The sequence below is a fragment of the Allobosea robiniae genome, assembly GCF_900102525.1.
Classification (GTDB): Bacteria; Pseudomonadota; Alphaproteobacteria; order Rhizobiales; family Beijerinckiaceae; genus Allobosea; species Allobosea robiniae.
This window is the reverse complement of sequence record NZ_FNBZ01000016.1, coordinates 1-15,605: the sequence shown is the minus strand read 5'-3', so window position 1 is coordinate 15,605 and position 15,605 is coordinate 1. Positions and strand designations below refer to the sequence as shown.

Here is a 15,605-nt window from a genome sequence, read left to right as displayed (position 1 = left end):
GGCTGCGCTATCCAGACCGGCTGAGCCGACCGCGTTGGCGCCGAGGCCAACCGCACACTAACATTCAACCTGGACCTCTCGGCGGGGGCGGATCAATAGGGCTGCGGCATTGAGCGACGCGCTTCCGGATTCTGAGCAAGGCCGGGAGTACCAACGCCTGATCTCCGAAATTCGAGAGTGGGATGAAGCCCATAAGGGTCACAGCGCTCACGACCCGGAGGAGGATGATGGCTTCCTCACGGCTGACGACATGGCTGTAACGGGTTTGCCGGGTAACCTTGGGAAACTCCGGAAAGATTGAAGCCACTTGGATGGGGCGCCAGCGGCGTCGCCCGATCTGGCCAGTGCCGGCGCCGCTGTCAGGATGCTCGCTGCTTCCCTCCTCGCGGCGCAAGGCTCCGGCGAAGAGCTTCCATGATATCGATGACGTTGCTCTCGTTCTCAGCGTCCGCAGGCTTTGCTTTCCCCTTCCGCGCCGGTCTCAAGGACTTTTTCTTCTGCGCGATGATGTCGAGCAGAGCGCTTTGAACGGGGTCCGAGACCATGTCGGCGGACCAGGATTTTGTATGTCCTTTGATATAGCTCTGCACGAGGGGAACCAAGCTCGCGTCGGCTTTGTCAGGGACTTCCGCGAAATAGGAAGCTTCCGGTCTGACCTCATCGCCGAATCTGAGTGTCCAAAGAACAATACCCTCGCCGCGCGGTTCGAGCACGATAGCGCGCTCGCGCCGGCCCATGACGAGGCGCGAGATGCCCAGCACCTTTTCTGCCGCCATGGCGTCTCGGATCACTGCAAAAGCCTCGTGGCCGACTGGATCGTCAGGCATCAGGTAATGAGGCTTTTCGAGGTAGATCCACTCGATGCTGTCGCGCGGTACGAATTTCTCGATATCGATCGTCTTGACGGTATCGAGCGCGACCGCGTCGAGTTCATCCTCGGTCAGCATGACGTAGTCGTTTTCGCCGCGCTCGTAGCCCTTGACCTCGTTGTCTTCTTTGATCGGCTTGCGGGTGACAGAGTCGACATACTGCGAAACGACGCGATTGCCGGTCGCCTTGTTCAAGGTGTGGAAGCGCACCTTCTCGCTTTCGGACGTCGCGGGCGACATCGCGACCGGGCAGGTGACGAGCGAGAGCTTGAGGTAGCCCTTCCAATAGGGGCGCACAGCCATGGCCTCTCTCCTCAGCTCGCTTTGCGTTGTTGAGGAGCCGGCCGCGCGGCACGCCTGGCGTCGCGGGCCGGACCACGATTGCCATTTGCCGCGGAGCGAGAACCTGAAGCTTCCGCCATCGCCTTGGCGCTCTCGCGCAGGGCTGCGAGGAGGTCATCCGGTTTCGAGACTTCAATTTCCTTGCGCTTCGGCGCGGCCCTGCCTTCGATCTTGGCCTTCACCAGTTCCGCCAATGCGGCCTCGTAACGGTCGTCGAACTCCGCGGGATCGAATGCCTCCTTCTTGGTGGCGATGATGTGCTTGGCGAGATCGAGCATCTCGCCCTTGATCCGGAGCCTGGGCATCTCCTCGAATGCCTTTTCCGACGAACGAACCTCGTAATCATACTGCAGCGTTGTCGCGATCAGGCCTTTGCCATGCGCACGGATTAAAACCGTTCTGACGCGCCGAAACAGGACCGTCTGCGCGATAGCTGCGACCTTTGATTTCGCCATGGCATCGCGCAGCGCGGTAAATGCGTCAGAGGACACTCGGTCGGTCGGTACGAGGTAATACGGCTTGTCGAAATAAACGTCGTCGACGTCGGAGCACGGGATGAACGTATCGATGGTGAGCGTCTTATCGCTCTCCGGAACGGTAGCCGCGACCTCTTCGGGATCGATCATGACGTATTGGCCATTCTCGATTTCGAACCCCTTCGTCTGCTCCTCGCGTTCCACAGGTTTGCCGGTTTCGCTATCGACGAAGATGCGATTGACGCGGTTCCCGGTGGGATTGTTCAGCGTGTGGAACGCGATGCGCTCCGATGTGCTGGCGGCGGTATAGAGCCCGACCCCGCAGCTCACCTCGCCGAACTTGATGAAGCCTTTCCACTGGGCACGGTGACCGGCCATGGCCAACTCCTAACGCAACTCCACAACAAGACGAGTCGCGAACGGACGGCGGACGAAATCGTTCCGTGGAACCGTGTCCAGCTCAGGGCCGTTTGCTGCGGATCAGCGGGAGAAATGCCATGCCATTCGAGCACGTCACAACGCCGAAGCCACCAAAGCCCGCCAACGACCGAGGCGCTCAGCGGATCACCTCCATTGATGAGTATGAGGCTGCGACGCAGCGTGTCCGTGAACTGGCGGACTACCCCGAAGGCTCCCCGCAGGCCGCTGAATTAGCTGCGCTAGTGCAGGTCATCACGCAGTGGGACGAAGCCCACGACGACGCAACCTCCTGGCACTAACCATCGAGCGCCTGATGCCCGCTTACCGCTTCATCACGCACAACGGCGGCGACCACGCCGTCGAGATCGAATGCCCAGACGATAAGTCCGCTCGCCGCGAGGCCAGACAGGCGTTCGCGGAAGCTGCGCATGATGCATTGGTTGATACGGACCAGATCGAGATGACAATGACTGTCGAGGCAGCCAGTGGAAAGGTCATCTACCGGGGCCGCTTTTCCGTCGATGCCGGCGATGTGAACTAATCCAGAGCCCAGGCGCACTAGTTGAAAACGGCGGAACCGATAGAACGTCTGTGTCGTTTAGCGGCGTTGAGTTGGAAAATTCCACCATGCAGGTTCTCACGGTGTGTCGTCATGATGCTGGTTGGGCATTCCGCGATGTGACGGGCGAAGCCTATGGCCGCTCTCCTGACATCAGGAACGCCTATGAGGCAGCCCAGCAAATGGCGCGGAAGATCGGCGCCCATATTGAGTTTTCGAGCGAGGCCGAGATCCACTATCGCGCCGTAATGGCCGCCCCCTCTGTTGACACAGGCGTCGACCCTTTGCCTAAATCCCCCATCGCTTGGAGCGCGCGAGTAGCGCGGTTCTTTGGTTGGGGCAGGAGCGATGAAACCAACCGTTGAGGCTTATACGGTCGCGTTGCCGTGGTACGAGCGTGAGGATTATCAGCGCCTTTGGGAGCTGGCCGACGACCGCGACGAGATGCCCGGCGATTACGAGGCCTGGCACGCAGCAGCGCTCAGCGTCATTAACGCGTGGCTCGCGCGCGGACGAGCCCTTCAGATTGTCACGATACGCCCGGACGAGTACTTGGCGTGGCTAGAAATGGAGGGCCTTACGAATACCGCCCAGACGCGCTTGAAATATGTCGAGTGCAAAGCCTCTGGCGCCGGGAGTGAAACGGGCGGGCTAGGCGTCGCCGCTGACCCTGAATCGCTGTCAGGCTCGAAGTCGTGATACTCAGAGCTTGAGAAAGCCCGGAACCGCAAAGCGGGCCGCGCCTCTCACTTGGGCGAGTGCTCGCTGAACAGCGACGGGCACAACCCAACAAGCTTCCTCGTCAGCCGGAGTAATCGCTTCCCCATCCGCCGCCAGTCGGGGCGGGCTGGAAATTGTCGTTTACGGCCCTACGCCTGAAGAGCCGGGCCGCTTCATTGAACGCTTCGATGACCTGCCACAGAGCCTCCGTCTGGGCTGGAGTTCGGCCAGTTCTGCCGAGGAGCCGGATTGCCTCATCCCGCGCTCGTCGATTACCGCAGGTCAGACAGTGGTACATCGCGCCATCTTCGGCCCCGAGAAACGTGGACATCAGCGTTTTGCGCTGGCGTCCTCGCGCTCATCAAGCGAAAGGAACTTCTGGGTGACTGCCCCAAGGTTCTCGCCGAGCCACGTTGCCATCGCTGTTTCCTCGTTGAGGATGCGCTGGCAAACAGCCACCGTCTCCACGTCACCGCAGGCCTCCGCTGTCGCGATGAGAACCTCGTAAGCCGCAATCTCCATGTGCTCGAACGTGTAGCTCGCCATCGAGCCCTTGATGACCTCGTCATCCATAACCGCGCCGCCGAGCCCCTGGCCCATTGCGGCGAACCGGCCCATCAAGTCCTTTAGGGTCGAAGTGTCACCCCCGCGCCGCTCGATGCACGACTGAAGCATGTCTGCCTGCCGCTTGGTCTCAGCCAGATGCTCCTCGATCTTCTGCTTTAGCTCGGGGTAGCTCACGATGCGGCTGGCCTGCGCTGACAGCATGGCCTCCGCTTGCTTCTCCATAGCGTGAGCGTCGCGAAGCCACTGAAGCAGTCGGTCCTCTTTGGTCGTCATGAATTCCTCCTCCGATATCGCCCCGCAACACCTCCGACTCCCACTAGGTTCCAAAAAGAATCGGAACACGCGGGCTCCGGCGTTCGTTGGGCCAGTCTCTTCCCCACAGTGCAGGAGGCACCTATGGCGACCGAACCCAAGACGTTGGAAGACCTGTTTCTGGATACCCTCAAGGACATCTACTACGCCGAAAAGCAGATCCTGAAGGCGCTGCCGAAGATGGCGAGGGCCGCCACTTCTCCGGAGGTGAAAAAGGCCTTCGAGACCCACCGCGACGAAACCGAAGGACACGTTGAGCGGCTAACCGAAGTGTTCGAAATCGTCGGCAAGGCGCCGCGTGGTAAGACCTGCGATGCCATCCTGGGCATCATCGAGGAAGGCAAGAGCATCATGGAGGAGTTCGAGGGCAGCCCCGCCTTGAACGCTGGCTTGGTCGCCGCTGCTCAGGCTGTTGAGCACTACGAGATGGCCCGCTATGGGACGTTGAAAGCCTGGGCGCAGCAGCTCGGCTTGAAGAACGCCGTTGCCCTCCTCGATCAGACGCTGGCCGAGGAAACCAAGACGGACAAGCTGCTTTCGCAGATCGGAACCGCATCAGCCAATACCAAGGCCCAGGCCAATACCAAGGCCCAGGCCAAAAGCGCGGCCTGACAATTCGCCGCCCTTGCCATGCGAGGGCGGCTCGTTCTGCGTTGCGTGAGGTGTTCCCATGGTTGCCCTGAGAAAGCCGGCCGAGCTGCTGCCCCGTCGCCATAGCGCGGTGAAGCGCGAGCTGTATCGAGAGCGCTGTAAGGACGAGGACGGTAACCGCTACACCGTGATTGTCTGGCGGGATTATCCAGGCACGAGCTTGACCTCGTACACGCTCGAAGACGGTACGCCCGTCCATTACGAAGACGAGTGGTATTTCCTGATCGAGCCAACCCGTCAAATGTTAACGCGGTGCGACGATTGACGTGCTCCATCATTGCACGATGAAAACGGCATTAGAGCGAGCGTTTGAGCTGGCGCGATCGGGCAGGTTTGGGAAAATCCGCGAGCTTGAGCGAGCGCTATCGGCTGAGGGCTATCCGACACACCAGCTCAATGGCCCCGCGCTGTTCGAGCAGCTTCGCAGGCTGATGAAGGCTTCCAAGCCGCCAAGCGACAAGGCCTGATCGATTGGACGAAAGCGAATTCCGGCTACGGCGGACTTGGCCAGGCGAAGACGAGAGCGATTTTCTCGTTCTCGATGAGCGGGCGAACATCATAGGCAGGATCTACAGGGAAGTTGCGACCTCGCAAGGCCGATGGCTGTTCTTCGTCGGGCCGGGCAATCTCCCGCGACGCGCTGACTTCCACGGCTACGTCGAAACCCTTGAGGAGGCGAAAGCCCGGTTCAAGGAACTGTGGCCGCAATACCGAGCGCAGTGGTCTGAAGAGCGCTTAGAGGCAGCTCTCGCGCAGCAGCGTGCCGCATGGGCCGCCGGGAACTGACGCGGCACTTGGTTCATCGTCCGCAAGTCTTTATGAGCGCTCGATGACCATACATAAGCGCATTATTGACAAGATGGCGGCAGGCTTCCCGTCCGGCACATTCGGCCGCATCGATGCGACGTTGTCGCTAACCGAAACCCGCACAGATTTTATCCGCGATGCCGTGGAGAGGGAACTAAAACGACGGGAGCGCCTCACCAGCGCGAGAGCGAAGCTCAACAGTAGTCGAAAGTCAGAAGGTCTAACTCAGCCTCCCGAGGCTTACCCCAGTCGTCTCGACATGCCGCGAATGGCGGCGGCCCGAAAAAAGCCCCGCTAGCTGAGGCCAACGGGGCAGTCCGAGGATTTCTGTCTGGCAAGACAGGCCGATGGAACGAGCGAGCATGTCAATTGTTCCGGGCCTATCGCGCCGCGAGGAGCATTAAGTCGTGTCTGATAAGCCGACGATTGCCGTTCCCGTTGTGAAGCCGACCATGATCGAACTCAGTTCGGACCCTCGGGGCGATGCAACGATCAAGTTCGTAACTGCCGGGGATGCAGACGTGCTTATGGTTTTGCCAATGGCCGCTCTGTTCGAACTCGAAGCGATGCTCGCCAAGGCGAGCCAGCAACAGGCCAAGTATCAGCCGGTCCAGTGAAGAGCAGCCCGGTCGCGGGCCGATCCGAGGTTGGGCCGCAGATGGAACAGCAAATGCTCCGCAGACCGTCGCAGCTTCAAGCAAGAGAAAAGGGACTAGCAGGCCGCCAGTCCCCCTCCCACGTGGTTCAGGCGCGACACTGAGGGGCCACGCGCCGCACAAACATTGCTGCCACCCGAACTGTTCCTCAAATGGGTGTGACGGTACGGAGCTGAACAATGCGCCTTTTGAGCAGGAACTGCTCCACCGGTCGCCAGTTGATCTCGTGACCGGCTAGGCCGGTCCTCCCAATCCTCAAACCCGAGATTCCCCGGTCTCGCCGGGGAGCCACCTATGGAGAGAGATATGGCTAGCAACAATTTTGCCGACGATCCGAAGAAGGCCTCTGAAGCCGGAAAGAAGGGCGGGCAGAACAGCCACGGCGGCCAGCAGTCTCAGCAGTCGTCGGATCGTTCCCAATCGGGATCTGCGGACAATCAGCGGGGCGGCTCTGGCAACTTTGCCAACGATCGGGAGCGCGCTTCTGAGGCCGGTCGAAAGGGCGGCCAGTCATAGCGCAAGCGCTCGGTCCGTCGAGCGTGTGAATCGGGTGAGCGGGTCCTTCGGGGCCCGCTCTTTCTCCGTGAGCTTACCGGATAGGAAACGCTGTGGTACGCATGGCGCGGTACAGGATGAGTTTACTCAATTAGGTAAAAGCTAAAGGCCACGGTTAGATGACGCTTGCGAGAGCCTCGCGCTATGGATCGCGGCACTCGTAACCCACGAAACACATTTCCCGATCTTGGCTTTTGATGAAAGCGGGGACAGCTTTTTCTGTGGGGCGGCAAAAGCTCCTGTCCCTGACAAACCGAGCCTCAACTTCTTCTCTAACGAGCAGCGCTTCTCCTTTTCGAGCAACTTCTCGACGGCTGTCTTCACATTTGGGAAGAAGCGTCCCAGCCTCGATGCGCGCTGGGGCCGCGGAAGCGACTGAGACCACGGCGACTAGCCAAAGCGGACAGGACCAACGAGATAGCGCGTTGAGATAGGCCTTCAACGCTGTCCTCCGCGAATCATGGAAGCCAAGTATTCGGCTTTGCCAAGCTCTTACCAACCTGGCACTGAAAGATTTATAGCGAATGGCCTCGGGAAACCGGGGCCATTCGCTATTCACGGCGTCACACGACGGGCGGGCGATAGGGACCGGCGTTTTCATCAAAGCGGGACCAGCCACCTGCGCGATAATCGGCCTCGCGGGTCGCGCGATCGATCGGGGTAGCGCCATCAAGAATAGCCTGGACGGCGGCCTCGTGCTCGGGAGCCGTGCGGACGGAGACCACCGATCCGCCGCGGCGGACGGTCTCGGCATAGTAGTGGGCCTCGTTCTCGTCGTGGCCCTCCTTCACAAAGGAGCCGACCAATCCACCGGCGGCAGCACCGGCGACTGCACCCGCTGCGGTCGAGGCCAGCCAGCCTGCGGCGACCACCGGACCGATGCCCGGAATCGCGAGCATGCCGATGCCAGCCAGGAGACCGGCGGCGCCGCCGACGCCCGCGCCGATGCCGGCGCCTTCTGCAGCGTTGGTTTCGCCAGTGTCACCGTCGCGACCAACGACGCTGATGTCATTGCTGGACACGCCGGCCGCTTCAAGCTGTTCGACGACGGAGCGGGCGGTTGTGTAGCTATCGTAGGAACGGGTGATGGTGCGGGTCATTTCGTTCTCCAGTTTTTCGGGTGCGAGCGGCACGGATCAGTTGCGGGTGATGTTGCCGCGGTAGTCCACGGAGACGTTGACCTGCTTGCCCGAGTGCGTGGCCTTGCCCCTCCAGACGCCGTTGTCGTCCTTCTTCAGGGCGCTGACGCTCGAATAGCCGTTCTCTTCCAGCCGGCTCTTGGCCTGGCCTTCGGTGAAGCTATTGGCGCCCGGGAGCGGTGCGTTCTTGTCAGCGTCAGCCTTGGGAGCTGGCATCGGCGAGGTCGTGCTCGTCTGGGCGAGGGCGCCGAAGGACATCGAAGCCGCGATCAGCGAAACGAGAATTGTTTTTTTCATTTTCCGACACTCCTGAATTGGCGCGGACTGAGCCGCGAAGTGGGTGTCGAACTTTGAAGAATGCGATTCTGTTCCGAGGAGATTTCAACCAACTTCGGAACGCTCCAGTGCTGCACTCGTTGTCTGAATCTCACCCCTCGGAGCTACGATGAAACCAGAGCACGATGACAAGACCGGAACCGGCGACCTTGATCCCGCAGGAGTCGAACTGGTCAGCCGTTTGCTCGAAATCATTGCCGCTGAAGGGCTAGTCAAACCCGAGCTTTTAGAGCCTCACGCTACGGTCGACGATATTGGCTTCACGATCGACGACCTCACGCTGATCGGTAATGCGATCGAGCGCGAGTATGATTGCGACATGATGCCAGACGAGGCCATGCAGCGCTGCAAGACTGTCCGCGAACTTGTTGAGCTCATGGGACGCCGCATTCAGCGTGCAGCCTCTGGCGAGGGACGCTAGCCGGAACCTCGAGCCTTCCGGCCGATTGTATCGCCGCGAAGGAGGCTACCATGGCAGACGACAAGACTAACCGCGGCCCGCAGGACCGCTCGCGCATCAACTTCAGCGAGGACTATGAGGTGCGCTATTGGACGGACAAGTTCGGCGTGTCCAAGTCGCAACTAGAGGAGGCTGTTCGCGAGGTCGGGTCTTCGACTGAAGCTGTTGAAGCAGAGCTTCGCCGGGCTACTCTTAGCGGGAGCAAAGAATGAGCGCTGCAATCGAAATTCGGCGCGATGGTGACGAGTGGGTCATTGAAGATGGGTCCGCGCGCATCCGTCTCACGAAACCAGGTCCCCCCATCGTTGAGCGGCTAGTGGAAAAGTGGGACCGCCAGACGGATCAACAGGAGGTTGATCAACCGCGCGGCGCGGCGCCAAATGACAGCGCCGACTGAGCGGCTTTCCCGACTTTTGCGAATCTGGCAGAGCGCCAGTGATGCCGTATCCGCCCGAAAACCATCCGCACGTCTTTTCCGTTCTCGCCGGCCGGGAAGTGTCGACGTGGTCCGACGAATGGAAGCACGAATGCGAGGTGCGGATGCTCGCGAACATGACACTGGCGCAGCGCAACGAAGTGCTGGATGAGCCGCTTAAGGGCATGAAGGCGAAGCGCGGAGAGCCGGCGGTTGCGCGCATGCGGGCCGAGATCGATCGGTACGCCAGCCTTATGCGGCCGAAGTCCTAGAGCGCTGGCTTGCTCCTGAAACGTTCAAGTGCGCGGCGCACTAGATCAGCCTCATCGACCGCGACAATGGCGTAGCTGGCAACAATGTACGCCAGGCGAGTGCGAGCATCGTCCCGGTCGTACTCAGGCACTTCAGGCTCCAGCTTCGACCATGCAATTTCCAACGCGCCCTGTGCGCGGGCTAGGTCGACCGGATCGGTAAGAGAGGAAAGCGGCATGGCGGCTTTATGCGCTCGGAGCGGCGCTAGGCCAACCGCGTCTAGAACAGATCATCCTTGAACGGCTCGATGGTCGTCGGGTCGTCGTCGCCTTCGCCGGCCTTGTTCACGCGCTTGGACACGATCCATTCGCGCAGCTCGCGCGGCGGCTGCTTGAGCAATTCCATTCCGCCCGAGCCGTCCAACCATGCCTCGAAATCCTGGCGCAGGAGCATGCAGAGCATGCGGTCGTGATACTGCGCCGTCCAGGCGTTGGCCTCGCGAACAATCATCGTGCAGGTGGTGATATCCTCGCCCGTCTCGGGATTGCGCCAGTTCTCCCAGAGCCCCGCAAAGGGCATTTGAGGAGGAACGCATTCGGTGCGGGCTTGTTGGTCTAGGCACACCCCTTCCAACAAAGGAGAGCACGATGAGCGCCCTTACAGGCAAACGCATCCTCATTCTTGCAACACATGGTTTCGAGCAGTCGGAACTCGACGTACCGCATGCCGCCTTGCAGAAGGCTGGCGCGACGGTCGACATCGTTTCGCCGGAGGCCGGCGAGATCAAGGGCTGGCAGAACAAGGACTGGGGCCGATCCGTCGCCGTCGATCGCACACTCGATCAGGTGAGGGCCGAGGATTACGACGCGATTGTGCTGCCCGGCGGGCAAATGAACCCCGACACCCTGCGTGGTAACGACAAGGCGCTCGGTCTGATCAAGAGCTTCTTCGACCAAGGCAAGGTCGTCGCTGCCGTATGCCATGGACCGTGGCTGCTGATCGACACCGGAATTGCCAAAGGCCGGAAGGTAACCTCCTACAAGACGATCAAGCAGGATCTGATCAATGCCGGCGCAAGCTGGCAGGATGCAGAGGTCGTAACTGACAAGGGCATCGTGACCTCACGCAAGCCCGATGACCTGCCGGCGTTCGTCGCCAAAATCATCGAGGAAGTGCAGGAAGGTCGGCACGATCGGAAGGCGGCCTGATCCCTGAGCTTCCCCTCATTGACGACGACCAAGCCCGGCCATTGCGCCGGGCTTTCATTCGCGGCCGTGCATTCGCGCCTGCCGAATTTGGGGGGAGGAAACCGTATCGCCGGTTCGGCGGAGGCAGGGGAAACCGTATTCAAGATTGCGACGTACATGCAATGGGAACCGCGGTCGCGGGCTCACGTTATCGGGCAGCCCAAAGCGAGGATGACAATGAAAACCCTGATGAGCGCGCTCGTGATCGGATCGAGCTTAGCACTGGCCGCTTGCAATCCGCTGGAGAACCAGCCTGTCGGCAACTCCAATGTTCCACAGCCGGCGAAGCCTGTGGAGCTGAAGCGCTATCTCGGGAAATGGTACGAACAAGCGCGCTATGAGGCTGGGTTTCAGAAGGGCTGCGAGGCGGTTACAGCGGAATATGCGCAGAAACCGGACGGTTCGGTTGCCGTCATCAATTCCTGCCGCCAAGGCGGCGTGACGGGGCCGCTGAAGACGGCAGAGGCAACGGCCCGCGTCGTTGATGGCTCGAATGGCTCAAAGCTCAAGGTCACCTTCTTCTGGCCGATCGAGGGTGACTACTGGGTGCTGGATCGCGCGCCAGACTACTCCTGGTCCATCGTTGGCGAGCCTTCGGGTCGATATCTCTGGATACTGACCCGAAATCCGGCTGTCAGTCCGCGCCAGTATGCGGCGCTGGCGGGGCGGGCGAAGGTGCTCGGCTACGACACTGGCATGCTGAGGCGTACCCAACAATGAGGGCATCACCTGAGGCCTCGGCCGATGCCATTAGTTAATTGCCCGCCGCTCGTGAGCGTCGGGCCATCCGCTTAGGAGCGCGGATCGGTATCTCGCGTCCGATCCGGCAGATCATCGATTGCCTCGTCGGCACCTTGATCCTTGTGGAGGACGCCCTCGCGGAGCACCTTGGTCGCAGCATCGGCCTTCTTCTTCGGGTCGGTGGGAATGGCCTCGGTTTCATCCGTTGCGTGAAGGCCAATATCCTTCGGCTTCTGCCCGTCATTGCGGGCGCTCGCCGCAAAAGTCGCGAGAGCTTCAGGCTGATCTTTTGCCATGTCGGATTCTCCTGTTTGGCTCGCAACCGTGTGGATGTACGGTTGTTCCTCAGCCTGCCGCTAAAGGCAGCGCGCCCGGCTCGATCAGTTAGCTCAGCCAATAAATCGGCTGCACTGCGACAGCCATCGAGCTGAGGCAGAGACCGATCCCCGTCCAAAGCCAGAAATCCAACGAAACGATATATCGCATCGGATTGCCCTCCATAATGACGGAGGAATGCGGCGGCTTAGGCGGCGTTCCCCACATGCATAAAATGCCAGCGAATATGGAAAACGACTGCTTAACGACTTGGGCCCTTAACGAATAAGCCCGCCGCTTGGGAAGCGACGGGCCTCTGACTTCTGTCAGGACTTGGCGGTTCCGGCCATCGCCGGGAAACTGGCTTTGCCCTCCTGTCGGTTGCGGCCGGAACATCCGCGGCGACGCATCCAACTGGAGAGCAGGCAGGCGCCATTATGGCACCGCGCCGACAACGGGATGATGACGGCTTTGTTCCGGCAGGGCGCTAAAAATCAGCGGCGAGATGCTGTGAGAGAAGCTCTAGCCGTCGCGACTTAGCCAGCGACCGCTCAGGGCTTCTTGCCCTGCGGATGAAATGCCCAGACCGTGCCGCTTACTCGATGGTTTGGCGTCGTCTCTACAACGTCCCCGTTCGGCAGGCTCTTCTTCACCTTCGGGCCGAGGAACGAGACGATGTGCAGTCGTGCGCGATGGATCGGGTCGCCTCCGGGAACGTTTTGCTCCAGCACATCGACAATGCCTTGGCCGACGACCCCTTCGACGATGGCGGTATGATGGGGGCGCTTCTCGACCGTCGTGCCGCCTGTCTCCCAATCACCGTTCGGGTGCGTGGTCTTGACCTCAGTCCTGTCTTCCCAGACGAAGTTGCGAAACTGCAGAATGTCGCCAACGACGATGTCTCGCCGCAAATCCTTTACCAGCGTGCCCCAGATATAATCGCCGTCAGGCCCAACCTTCCCGCCCATGAGCTGGGTCGACGTCTTGCCACCGCAATCGGTCAGGGCGGTTTCGAGCATCGTCCAGCACTCCCCGTCACCGATCTTCTGGCCGATGCGCTTGACACTCCAGGCAACGAGGTCGTCGGGAAGAGACATGTCCGCCTCCGAAGAACGCCTTTGTAGGGGATGCTATGCGGCGGACGTCACGCGGACAATACAGATCGATCATCTAAGTTCGGCGAGTTTGCCGTAAGGTCAACCTGTCGCCATTAAATGCCGTGCCAGCCGAGCCGCCTCCCGCTTGGCTGCTGCGGAGCCTTGCGCATACGTAGATCCGCAGGGCAAACCGAGCGCCGCACAGATCCCGGCAGGCATCTCAGCCTGATCGTCCTTGAGCGAGACGCAAAGCCGATTCAGCGCTACGACCAGCATTCCAGGCGATGTCGCTTCAACGGTGTCATGCTGATCGACCAGTGCGCAGAAGCCCCTGCGCATAGTGCTCGTGTCGCCATCGGTGAGTGCGTCGGTGATGTCGCGCAACTTCATGTGACGTACCCTCCATAGAGATGCCGCGTGCCTCGCTGCTCGGCCAGCCCGTCAGTGTCAGCGATGCCGTTGTCGTCGGGAGCGCCCTCGTCCTCGCACTGGGCTCCCTCGTCCTCGCATGTGGCTTCCTGATCGGCGCCGTCTTCGAGGTCGGGGTCACCGTCCAGCGCGTCGGCAACGCCGATCAGCGATTCCACGATGGCCCCCAGGCGGCGCCGCATGCTGTCGATAGACAAGGCACGGTCGGTCAGCCTCTGGGCGACATCCAAGAGGATGGTTCGGACCTCGAAGCGCTCGGCATCGGAAAGTGCGATGCCGTCTCCGAATGGGCCGTCATCGTGTTTGATCTGGCCGAGCGACGTAAAGAAATCAGCTGCTAGGCGTAGGTCGATCAGGCTCATTGCAGACCCTCCTGCATTTCGACGCGGGCGCGAAAGGCCTTCGCGTAGTGATGTTCGCGGTCCCATTCCTCGATGCAGCACGCCCATCGACGCGGTTCGTCAAAGCTTCGCGAGTCCTCCCATCGGGCAGCGAACCATGTCGGATAGCCGGGCACTTGCTCGAAGGTCGCGCCGCAGCGATCGAGATAGGCCATAGCCATCGGGACATCGGCGGCGGTTTCGGCGTCTTGCTGATTGCGCACGGCTGCATCTGCGCGGAAGGCCGCCATGGCCGCGGCCGGAAGCGCCCTCATGTCCGGCGCTCCAGCGGAATGAGCCGGCGGCCGATGACCAGTTCTCCGTCCACATAGAAGACCGGCAGGTGGCCATAGAACGAATAGGTCGGCAGGCTGACGGGCTTGACGCCGTAAGTGCGGCGGGCAGGCTTCTCCTTGCCCTGGCGGCTGTTGATGCGGATCAGGCTCATTACACGGCCCCTTCCGCAAGTCGTTCGACATGGTCTAGCGCGTCGAGCAGCCATTGCTCGCTGTAGTCGAACTTGCGTTCGCTCGGCATCCCATCGAAAAGGCCGGCAAAGCGAGCAGCACTCGCCCACGCCCTCAGGCCGGCAAGCGAGCGAGGCGGGATGGCTCGAATTTCATCCCCGATTTGCTCCAGCTTGTTGCTCAGCTCGTTCCAGGCCTCCCAAATCGGGGTGTACCCAACTTCGTCCCCGATTTTGTGAATTGCAGTATGATCTAATGGCGCAACGCCTCGCTCTTCCGCGATGTCTTCGCGCAGATCGCCAAGGCGGTGGACTTCGCGGCGCAGGTCGATCCAGACAGACACGGCCGCTGCATGGTCGCGTCCAAGCGCGATCAAAGGTTCTTCGGCGCTAGCGGCCAAAGCCGGTCCAGGCACGTAAGGCGCCGCCTTGCAAATCGAGATGGCCGCCGGGGAGATTGCGACCCCGCCAAGAATTGTACGTCGATTCATCGTCATGGGAGAGCACTCCTCTAGGAATGAGGGCAGAGGTGCGGCGCGGTCGTCAGGCGGCGGAGCCGGCGATGCGGAGGATCGAGGCAGCCAAACGGGCAGCCCAGCGCTCGCGGCTGGCTTCGAGGGCCAGCACGAATGCCGGCATCTGGTTGGTGGTTTCGATGGCCTGCGCCTGAATCATGACGCCGGCTATGGTCCGGGCCTCTAGCTTCATGATGGCTGAGATGTGCTCGTTCAGCGCGTCCTCGGCTTCCGTGAGGCGCTTGCGGGACGCCTCGTACCCGGAGGCCTTCAACACCTTTGCGAACTCGCCGTGATATCGCTTTGCGAACTTCAGCGCGGTCTCTTCCCGCGCGAGTTCCACGCGCAGCTTGCCCATCCATCTTTCGTGACGAGCCTGCCCGGAAGCGGATTTGAAGCGGGACGGCCGGGCGAGATATTCTTTCGTCCACCTGACTCTCTGTTCAGCGCCTTCGACAGTAAGGATGCCGTCGCGATTATCGCCCCCGTTCCGGGCGCCGCCGTCCAGCCGCTTCTCCCAGCTCCCCCGATTGTCAAACGATTGTCGCTTGAACTTGATCTCCGATGGGGCGGCGGGGAGCTTCGGGTCCCATTCGGCATAGATCCTCGCCAGCTCGTCGCGGGCCGTCCGCTGCGCGGTAGCCACGGCCTCGGTCAAATCCCCGAGCTGGATTAGCGCGGGGTCTTCCGAAGGCGTCTCTACGCCCGCCTGATCCACCCCCCTTGAATTGGTCCACCCTGAAGTATGTCTTTTGGCAGACAGGAGGATCGAGATGCCGAAGAAGCGCCATAAGCCCGAAGAGATCGTCGCGAAGCTACGCCAGGTCGATGTGCTGGTCTCGCAGGGGCAATCCGTTGCCGACGCGATCCGCTCGATCG

30 protein-coding genes are annotated in these 15,605 nt (G+C 61.0%); 16 read left to right on the top strand and 14 right to left on the bottom strand.

Features of this window, described 5'->3' with window-relative positions; genetic code table 11:
* Nucleotides 1-359 precede the first annotated feature (359 nt).
* The gene (gene ku, locus BLQ70_RS25045) at nt 360-1,172 is read right to left on the bottom strand and encodes a non-homologous end joining protein Ku (RefSeq protein ID WP_091863012.1); all 813 of its coding nucleotides are present in this window, start codon (nt 1,170-1,172) and stop codon (nt 360-362) included.
* An 11-nt stretch (nt 1,173-1,183) separates the two neighbouring features.
* Nucleotides 1,184-2,065: a non-homologous end joining protein Ku gene (gene ku, locus BLQ70_RS25040; RefSeq protein ID WP_091863009.1), complete on the bottom strand. Its 882-nt coding sequence runs from the start codon at nt 2,063-2,065 to the stop codon at nt 1,184-1,186.
* A gap of 119 nt (nt 2,066-2,184) precedes the next feature.
* Here ku (BLQ70_RS25040) and BLQ70_RS25035 point away from each other — a divergent pair, with 119 nt between their 5' ends.
* From BLQ70_RS25035 to BLQ70_RS25020, 4 genes are all read left to right on the top strand, one after another.
* The gene (locus BLQ70_RS25035; RefSeq protein WP_091863005.1) at nt 2,185-2,406 is read left to right on the top strand and encodes a hypothetical protein; all 222 of its coding nucleotides are present in this window, start codon (nt 2,185-2,187) and stop codon (nt 2,404-2,406) included.
* Nucleotides 2,407-2,420: 14 nt separating this feature from the next.
* Nucleotides 2,421-2,648 carry a DUF6894 family protein gene (locus BLQ70_RS25030; RefSeq protein ID WP_091863001.1) on the top strand — a complete coding sequence of 76 codons (228 nt, stop codon included), beginning with the start codon at nt 2,421-2,423 and terminating at the stop codon, nt 2,646-2,648.
* An 86-nt stretch (nt 2,649-2,734) separates the two neighbouring features.
* Nucleotides 2,735-3,031, top strand: a complete 297-nt coding sequence (locus BLQ70_RS25025; RefSeq protein ID WP_091862997.1) for a hypothetical protein — start codon at nt 2,735-2,737, stop codon at nt 3,029-3,031.
* A complete protein-coding gene (locus tag BLQ70_RS25020) occupies nt 3,015-3,365 on the top strand; it encodes a hypothetical protein (protein WP_139163638.1) in 351 nt (116 codons plus the stop codon). The genes BLQ70_RS25025 and BLQ70_RS25020 overlap by 17 nt, the downstream gene beginning before the upstream one ends.
* 351 nt (nt 3,366-3,716) lie before the next feature.
* Here the strand turns inward: BLQ70_RS25020 and BLQ70_RS25010 are convergent, their stop codons facing one another.
* Nucleotides 3,717-4,226 carry a ferritin-like domain-containing protein gene (locus BLQ70_RS25010; protein ID WP_091862987.1) on the bottom strand — a complete coding sequence of 170 codons (510 nt, stop codon included), beginning with the start codon at nt 4,224-4,226 and terminating at the stop codon, nt 3,717-3,719.
* 123 nt (nt 4,227-4,349) lie between these two features.
* On the opposite strand from BLQ70_RS25010, the gene BLQ70_RS25005 reads away from it, so the two are divergent.
* The 6 genes from BLQ70_RS25005 to BLQ70_RS26285 all read left to right on the top strand — a co-directional run bounded on the left by BLQ70_RS25005 (nt 4,350) and on the right by BLQ70_RS26285 (nt 6,895).
* The gene (locus BLQ70_RS25005) at nt 4,350-4,877 is read left to right on the top strand and encodes a YciE/YciF ferroxidase family protein (protein ID WP_091862984.1); all 528 of its coding nucleotides are present in this window, start codon (nt 4,350-4,352) and stop codon (nt 4,875-4,877) included.
* Nucleotides 4,878-4,935: 58 nt separating this feature from the next.
* Nucleotides 4,936-5,181 carry a hypothetical protein gene (locus tag BLQ70_RS25000; protein WP_091862981.1) on the top strand — a complete coding sequence of 82 codons (246 nt, stop codon included), beginning with the start codon at nt 4,936-4,938 and terminating at the stop codon, nt 5,179-5,181.
* Nucleotides 5,182-5,387: 206 nt separating this feature from the next.
* Complete coding sequence (locus BLQ70_RS24990; protein WP_091862974.1) at nt 5,388-5,702, top strand: hypothetical protein; 315 nt, start codon at nt 5,388-5,390, stop codon at nt 5,700-5,702.
* 43 nt (nt 5,703-5,745) lie between these two features.
* Complete coding sequence (locus BLQ70_RS25490) at nt 5,746-6,021, top strand: hypothetical protein (protein WP_139163637.1); 276 nt, start codon at nt 5,746-5,748, stop codon at nt 6,019-6,021.
* A 109-nt stretch (nt 6,022-6,130) separates the two neighbouring features.
* On the top strand, nt 6,131-6,340 hold the full coding sequence (locus tag BLQ70_RS25485; RefSeq protein ID WP_139163636.1) for a hypothetical protein: 210 nt from the start codon (nt 6,131-6,133) through the stop codon (nt 6,338-6,340).
* Nucleotides 6,341-6,685: 345 nt separating this feature from the next.
* On the top strand, nt 6,686-6,895 hold the full coding sequence (locus BLQ70_RS26285; RefSeq protein ID WP_091863018.1) for a con-10 family general stress protein: 210 nt from the start codon (nt 6,686-6,688) through the stop codon (nt 6,893-6,895).
* Between the two features lie 602 nt (nt 6,896-7,497).
* Here the strand turns inward: BLQ70_RS26285 and BLQ70_RS24980 are convergent.
* Nucleotides 7,498-8,034, bottom strand: coding sequence for a general stress protein (locus BLQ70_RS24980; protein ID WP_091862970.1), 537 nt, complete (start codon nt 8,032-8,034; stop codon nt 7,498-7,500).
* A 36-nt stretch (nt 8,035-8,070) separates the two neighbouring features.
* Entirely contained in the window at nt 8,071-8,370 is a 300-nt protein-coding gene (locus tag BLQ70_RS24975; protein WP_091862968.1) for a PepSY domain-containing protein, read from the bottom strand.
* 148 nt (nt 8,371-8,518) lie between these two features.
* On the opposite strand from BLQ70_RS24975, the gene BLQ70_RS24970 reads away from it, so the two are divergent.
* From BLQ70_RS24970 to BLQ70_RS24955, 4 genes are read left to right on the top strand one after another with little or no spacing between them, the layout of a single operon-like run.
* A complete protein-coding gene (locus BLQ70_RS24970; protein WP_091862965.1) occupies nt 8,519-8,830 on the top strand; it encodes a phosphopantetheine-binding protein in 312 nt (103 codons plus the stop codon).
* Between the two features lie 50 nt (nt 8,831-8,880).
* The gene (locus tag BLQ70_RS24965) at nt 8,881-9,081 is read left to right on the top strand and encodes a DUF3606 domain-containing protein (protein WP_091862962.1); all 201 of its coding nucleotides are present in this window, start codon (nt 8,881-8,883) and stop codon (nt 9,079-9,081) included.
* Nucleotides 9,078-9,266: a hypothetical protein gene (locus BLQ70_RS24960; protein WP_091862959.1), complete on the top strand. Its 189-nt coding sequence runs from the start codon at nt 9,078-9,080 to the stop codon at nt 9,264-9,266. Before BLQ70_RS24965 ends, BLQ70_RS24960 begins: the two co-directional genes overlap by 4 nt.
* 41 nt (nt 9,267-9,307) lie before the next feature.
* Nucleotides 9,308-9,556 carry a DUF7696 family protein gene (locus BLQ70_RS24955; protein ID WP_091862956.1) on the top strand — a complete coding sequence of 83 codons (249 nt, stop codon included), beginning with the start codon at nt 9,308-9,310 and terminating at the stop codon, nt 9,554-9,556.
* Between the two features lie 259 nt (nt 9,557-9,815).
* Here the strand turns inward: BLQ70_RS24955 and BLQ70_RS24945 are convergent, their stop codons facing one another.
* A complete protein-coding gene (locus BLQ70_RS24945) occupies nt 9,816-10,115 on the bottom strand; it encodes an SOS response-associated peptidase family protein (protein ID WP_091862953.1) in 300 nt (99 codons plus the stop codon).
* A gap of 68 nt (nt 10,116-10,183) precedes the next feature.
* On the opposite strand from BLQ70_RS24945, the gene BLQ70_RS24940 reads away from it, so the two are divergent.
* Together BLQ70_RS24940 and BLQ70_RS24935 are read left to right on the top strand one after the other, a co-directional pair.
* Nucleotides 10,184-10,744, top strand: coding sequence for a type 1 glutamine amidotransferase domain-containing protein (locus BLQ70_RS24940; RefSeq protein WP_091862950.1), 561 nt, complete (start codon nt 10,184-10,186; stop codon nt 10,742-10,744).
* An 18-nt stretch (nt 10,745-10,762) separates the two neighbouring features.
* The gene (locus tag BLQ70_RS24935) at nt 10,763-11,503 is read left to right on the top strand and encodes a lipocalin family protein (protein WP_244512152.1); all 741 of its coding nucleotides are present in this window, start codon (nt 10,763-10,765) and stop codon (nt 11,501-11,503) included.
* Nucleotides 11,504-11,574: 71 nt separating this feature from the next.
* On the opposite strand, the gene BLQ70_RS24930 is transcribed toward BLQ70_RS24935, so the two are convergent.
* From BLQ70_RS24930 to BLQ70_RS24900, 8 genes are all read right to left on the bottom strand, one after another.
* A complete protein-coding gene (locus tag BLQ70_RS24930; protein WP_091862944.1) occupies nt 11,575-11,820 on the bottom strand; it encodes a hypothetical protein in 246 nt (81 codons plus the stop codon).
* Nucleotides 11,821-12,390: 570 nt separating this feature from the next.
* Complete coding sequence (locus tag BLQ70_RS24925; RefSeq protein WP_091862943.1) at nt 12,391-12,936, bottom strand: hypothetical protein; 546 nt, start codon at nt 12,934-12,936, stop codon at nt 12,391-12,393.
* A 99-nt stretch (nt 12,937-13,035) separates the two neighbouring features.
* The gene (locus BLQ70_RS24920; protein WP_091862939.1) at nt 13,036-13,326 is read right to left on the bottom strand and encodes a hypothetical protein; all 291 of its coding nucleotides are present in this window, start codon (nt 13,324-13,326) and stop codon (nt 13,036-13,038) included.
* Nucleotides 13,323-13,727, bottom strand: coding sequence for a hypothetical protein (locus BLQ70_RS24915; protein WP_091862936.1), 405 nt, complete (start codon nt 13,725-13,727; stop codon nt 13,323-13,325). Before BLQ70_RS24915 ends, BLQ70_RS24920 begins: the two co-directional genes overlap by 4 nt.
* Nucleotides 13,724-14,020 carry a hypothetical protein gene (locus tag BLQ70_RS24910; RefSeq protein ID WP_091862933.1) on the bottom strand — a complete coding sequence of 99 codons (297 nt, stop codon included), beginning with the start codon at nt 14,018-14,020 and terminating at the stop codon, nt 13,724-13,726. Before BLQ70_RS24910 ends, BLQ70_RS24915 begins: the two co-directional genes overlap by 4 nt.
* Complete coding sequence (locus BLQ70_RS25770; RefSeq protein ID WP_162766290.1) at nt 14,017-14,193, bottom strand: hypothetical protein; 177 nt, start codon at nt 14,191-14,193, stop codon at nt 14,017-14,019. The genes BLQ70_RS24910 and BLQ70_RS25770 overlap by 4 nt, the downstream gene beginning before the upstream one ends.
* Nucleotides 14,193-14,708: a hypothetical protein gene (locus BLQ70_RS24905; RefSeq protein WP_113585750.1), complete on the bottom strand. Its 516-nt coding sequence runs from the start codon at nt 14,706-14,708 to the stop codon at nt 14,193-14,195. Before BLQ70_RS24905 ends, BLQ70_RS25770 begins: the two co-directional genes overlap by 1 nt.
* A 46-nt stretch (nt 14,709-14,754) precedes the next feature.
* Nucleotides 14,755-15,372: a hypothetical protein gene (locus BLQ70_RS24900; RefSeq protein WP_139163635.1), complete on the bottom strand. Its 618-nt coding sequence runs from the start codon at nt 15,370-15,372 to the stop codon at nt 14,755-14,757.
* Nucleotides 15,373-15,605: the final 233 nt, after the last annotated feature.

What these genes read in the sequence shown, in the direction of transcription:
- BLQ70_RS25035 (WP_091863005.1), top strand. Translation starts at nt 2,185, where the DNA reads ATGCCATTCGAGCACGTCACAACGCCGAAGCCACCAAAGCCCGCCAAC.
- BLQ70_RS25030 (WP_091863001.1), top strand. Translation starts at nt 2,421, where the DNA reads ATGCCCGCTTACCGCTTCATCACGCACAACGGCGGCGACCACGCCGTC.
- BLQ70_RS24945 (WP_091862953.1), bottom strand. Translation starts at nt 10,115, where the DNA reads ATGCCCTTTGCGGGGCTCTGGGAGAACTGGCGCAATCCCGAGACGGGC.
- BLQ70_RS24960 (WP_091862959.1), top strand. Translation starts at nt 9,078, where the DNA reads ATGAGCGCTGCAATCGAAATTCGGCGCGATGGTGACGAGTGGGTCATT.
- BLQ70_RS26285 (WP_091863018.1), top strand. Translation starts at nt 6,686, where the DNA reads ATGGCTAGCAACAATTTTGCCGACGATCCGAAGAAGGCCTCTGAAGCC.
- BLQ70_RS24915 (WP_091862936.1), bottom strand. Translation starts at nt 13,727, where the DNA reads ATGAGCCTGATCGACCTACGCCTAGCAGCTGATTTCTTTACGTCGCTC.
- BLQ70_RS24975 (WP_091862968.1), bottom strand. Translation starts at nt 8,370, where the DNA reads ATGAAAAAAACAATTCTCGTTTCGCTGATCGCGGCTTCGATGTCCTTC.
- BLQ70_RS25490 (WP_139163637.1), top strand. Translation starts at nt 5,746, where the DNA reads ATGACCATACATAAGCGCATTATTGACAAGATGGCGGCAGGCTTCCCG.
- BLQ70_RS25770 (WP_162766290.1), bottom strand. Translation starts at nt 14,193, where the DNA reads ATGAGCCTGATCCGCATCAACAGCCGCCAGGGCAAGGAGAAGCCTGCC.
- BLQ70_RS25020 (WP_139163638.1), top strand. Translation starts at nt 3,015, where the DNA reads ATGAAACCAACCGTTGAGGCTTATACGGTCGCGTTGCCGTGGTACGAG.
- BLQ70_RS24905 (WP_113585750.1), bottom strand. Translation starts at nt 14,708, where the DNA reads ATGACGATGAATCGACGTACAATTCTTGGCGGGGTCGCAATCTCCCCG.
- BLQ70_RS24980 (WP_091862970.1), bottom strand. Translation starts at nt 8,034, where the DNA reads ATGACCCGCACCATCACCCGTTCCTACGATAGCTACACAACCGCCCGC.
- BLQ70_RS24925 (WP_091862943.1), bottom strand. Translation starts at nt 12,936, where the DNA reads ATGTCTCTTCCCGACGACCTCGTTGCCTGGAGTGTCAAGCGCATCGGC.
- BLQ70_RS24930 (WP_091862944.1), bottom strand. Translation starts at nt 11,820, where the DNA reads ATGGCAAAAGATCAGCCTGAAGCTCTCGCGACTTTTGCGGCGAGCGCC.
- BLQ70_RS24920 (WP_091862939.1), bottom strand. Translation starts at nt 13,326, where the DNA reads ATGAAGTTGCGCGACATCACCGACGCACTCACCGATGGCGACACGAGC.
- ku (WP_091863012.1), bottom strand. Translation starts at nt 1,172, where the DNA reads ATGGCTGTGCGCCCCTATTGGAAGGGCTACCTCAAGCTCTCGCTCGTC.
- BLQ70_RS25005 (WP_091862984.1), top strand. Translation starts at nt 4,350, where the DNA reads ATGGCGACCGAACCCAAGACGTTGGAAGACCTGTTTCTGGATACCCTC.
- BLQ70_RS25000 (WP_091862981.1), top strand. Translation starts at nt 4,936, where the DNA reads ATGGTTGCCCTGAGAAAGCCGGCCGAGCTGCTGCCCCGTCGCCATAGC.
- ku (WP_091863009.1), bottom strand. Translation starts at nt 2,065, where the DNA reads ATGGCCGGTCACCGTGCCCAGTGGAAAGGCTTCATCAAGTTCGGCGAG.
- BLQ70_RS24970 (WP_091862965.1), top strand. Translation starts at nt 8,519, where the DNA reads ATGAAACCAGAGCACGATGACAAGACCGGAACCGGCGACCTTGATCCC.
- BLQ70_RS25025 (WP_091862997.1), top strand. Translation starts at nt 2,735, where the DNA reads ATGCAGGTTCTCACGGTGTGTCGTCATGATGCTGGTTGGGCATTCCGC.
- BLQ70_RS24965 (WP_091862962.1), top strand. Translation starts at nt 8,881, where the DNA reads ATGGCAGACGACAAGACTAACCGCGGCCCGCAGGACCGCTCGCGCATC.
- BLQ70_RS24940 (WP_091862950.1), top strand. Translation starts at nt 10,184, where the DNA reads ATGAGCGCCCTTACAGGCAAACGCATCCTCATTCTTGCAACACATGGT.
- BLQ70_RS24955 (WP_091862956.1), top strand. Translation starts at nt 9,308, where the DNA reads ATGCCGTATCCGCCCGAAAACCATCCGCACGTCTTTTCCGTTCTCGCC.
- BLQ70_RS25010 (WP_091862987.1), bottom strand. Translation starts at nt 4,226, where the DNA reads ATGACGACCAAAGAGGACCGACTGCTTCAGTGGCTTCGCGACGCTCAC.
- BLQ70_RS24910 (WP_091862933.1), bottom strand. Translation starts at nt 14,020, where the DNA reads ATGAGGGCGCTTCCGGCCGCGGCCATGGCGGCCTTCCGCGCAGATGCA.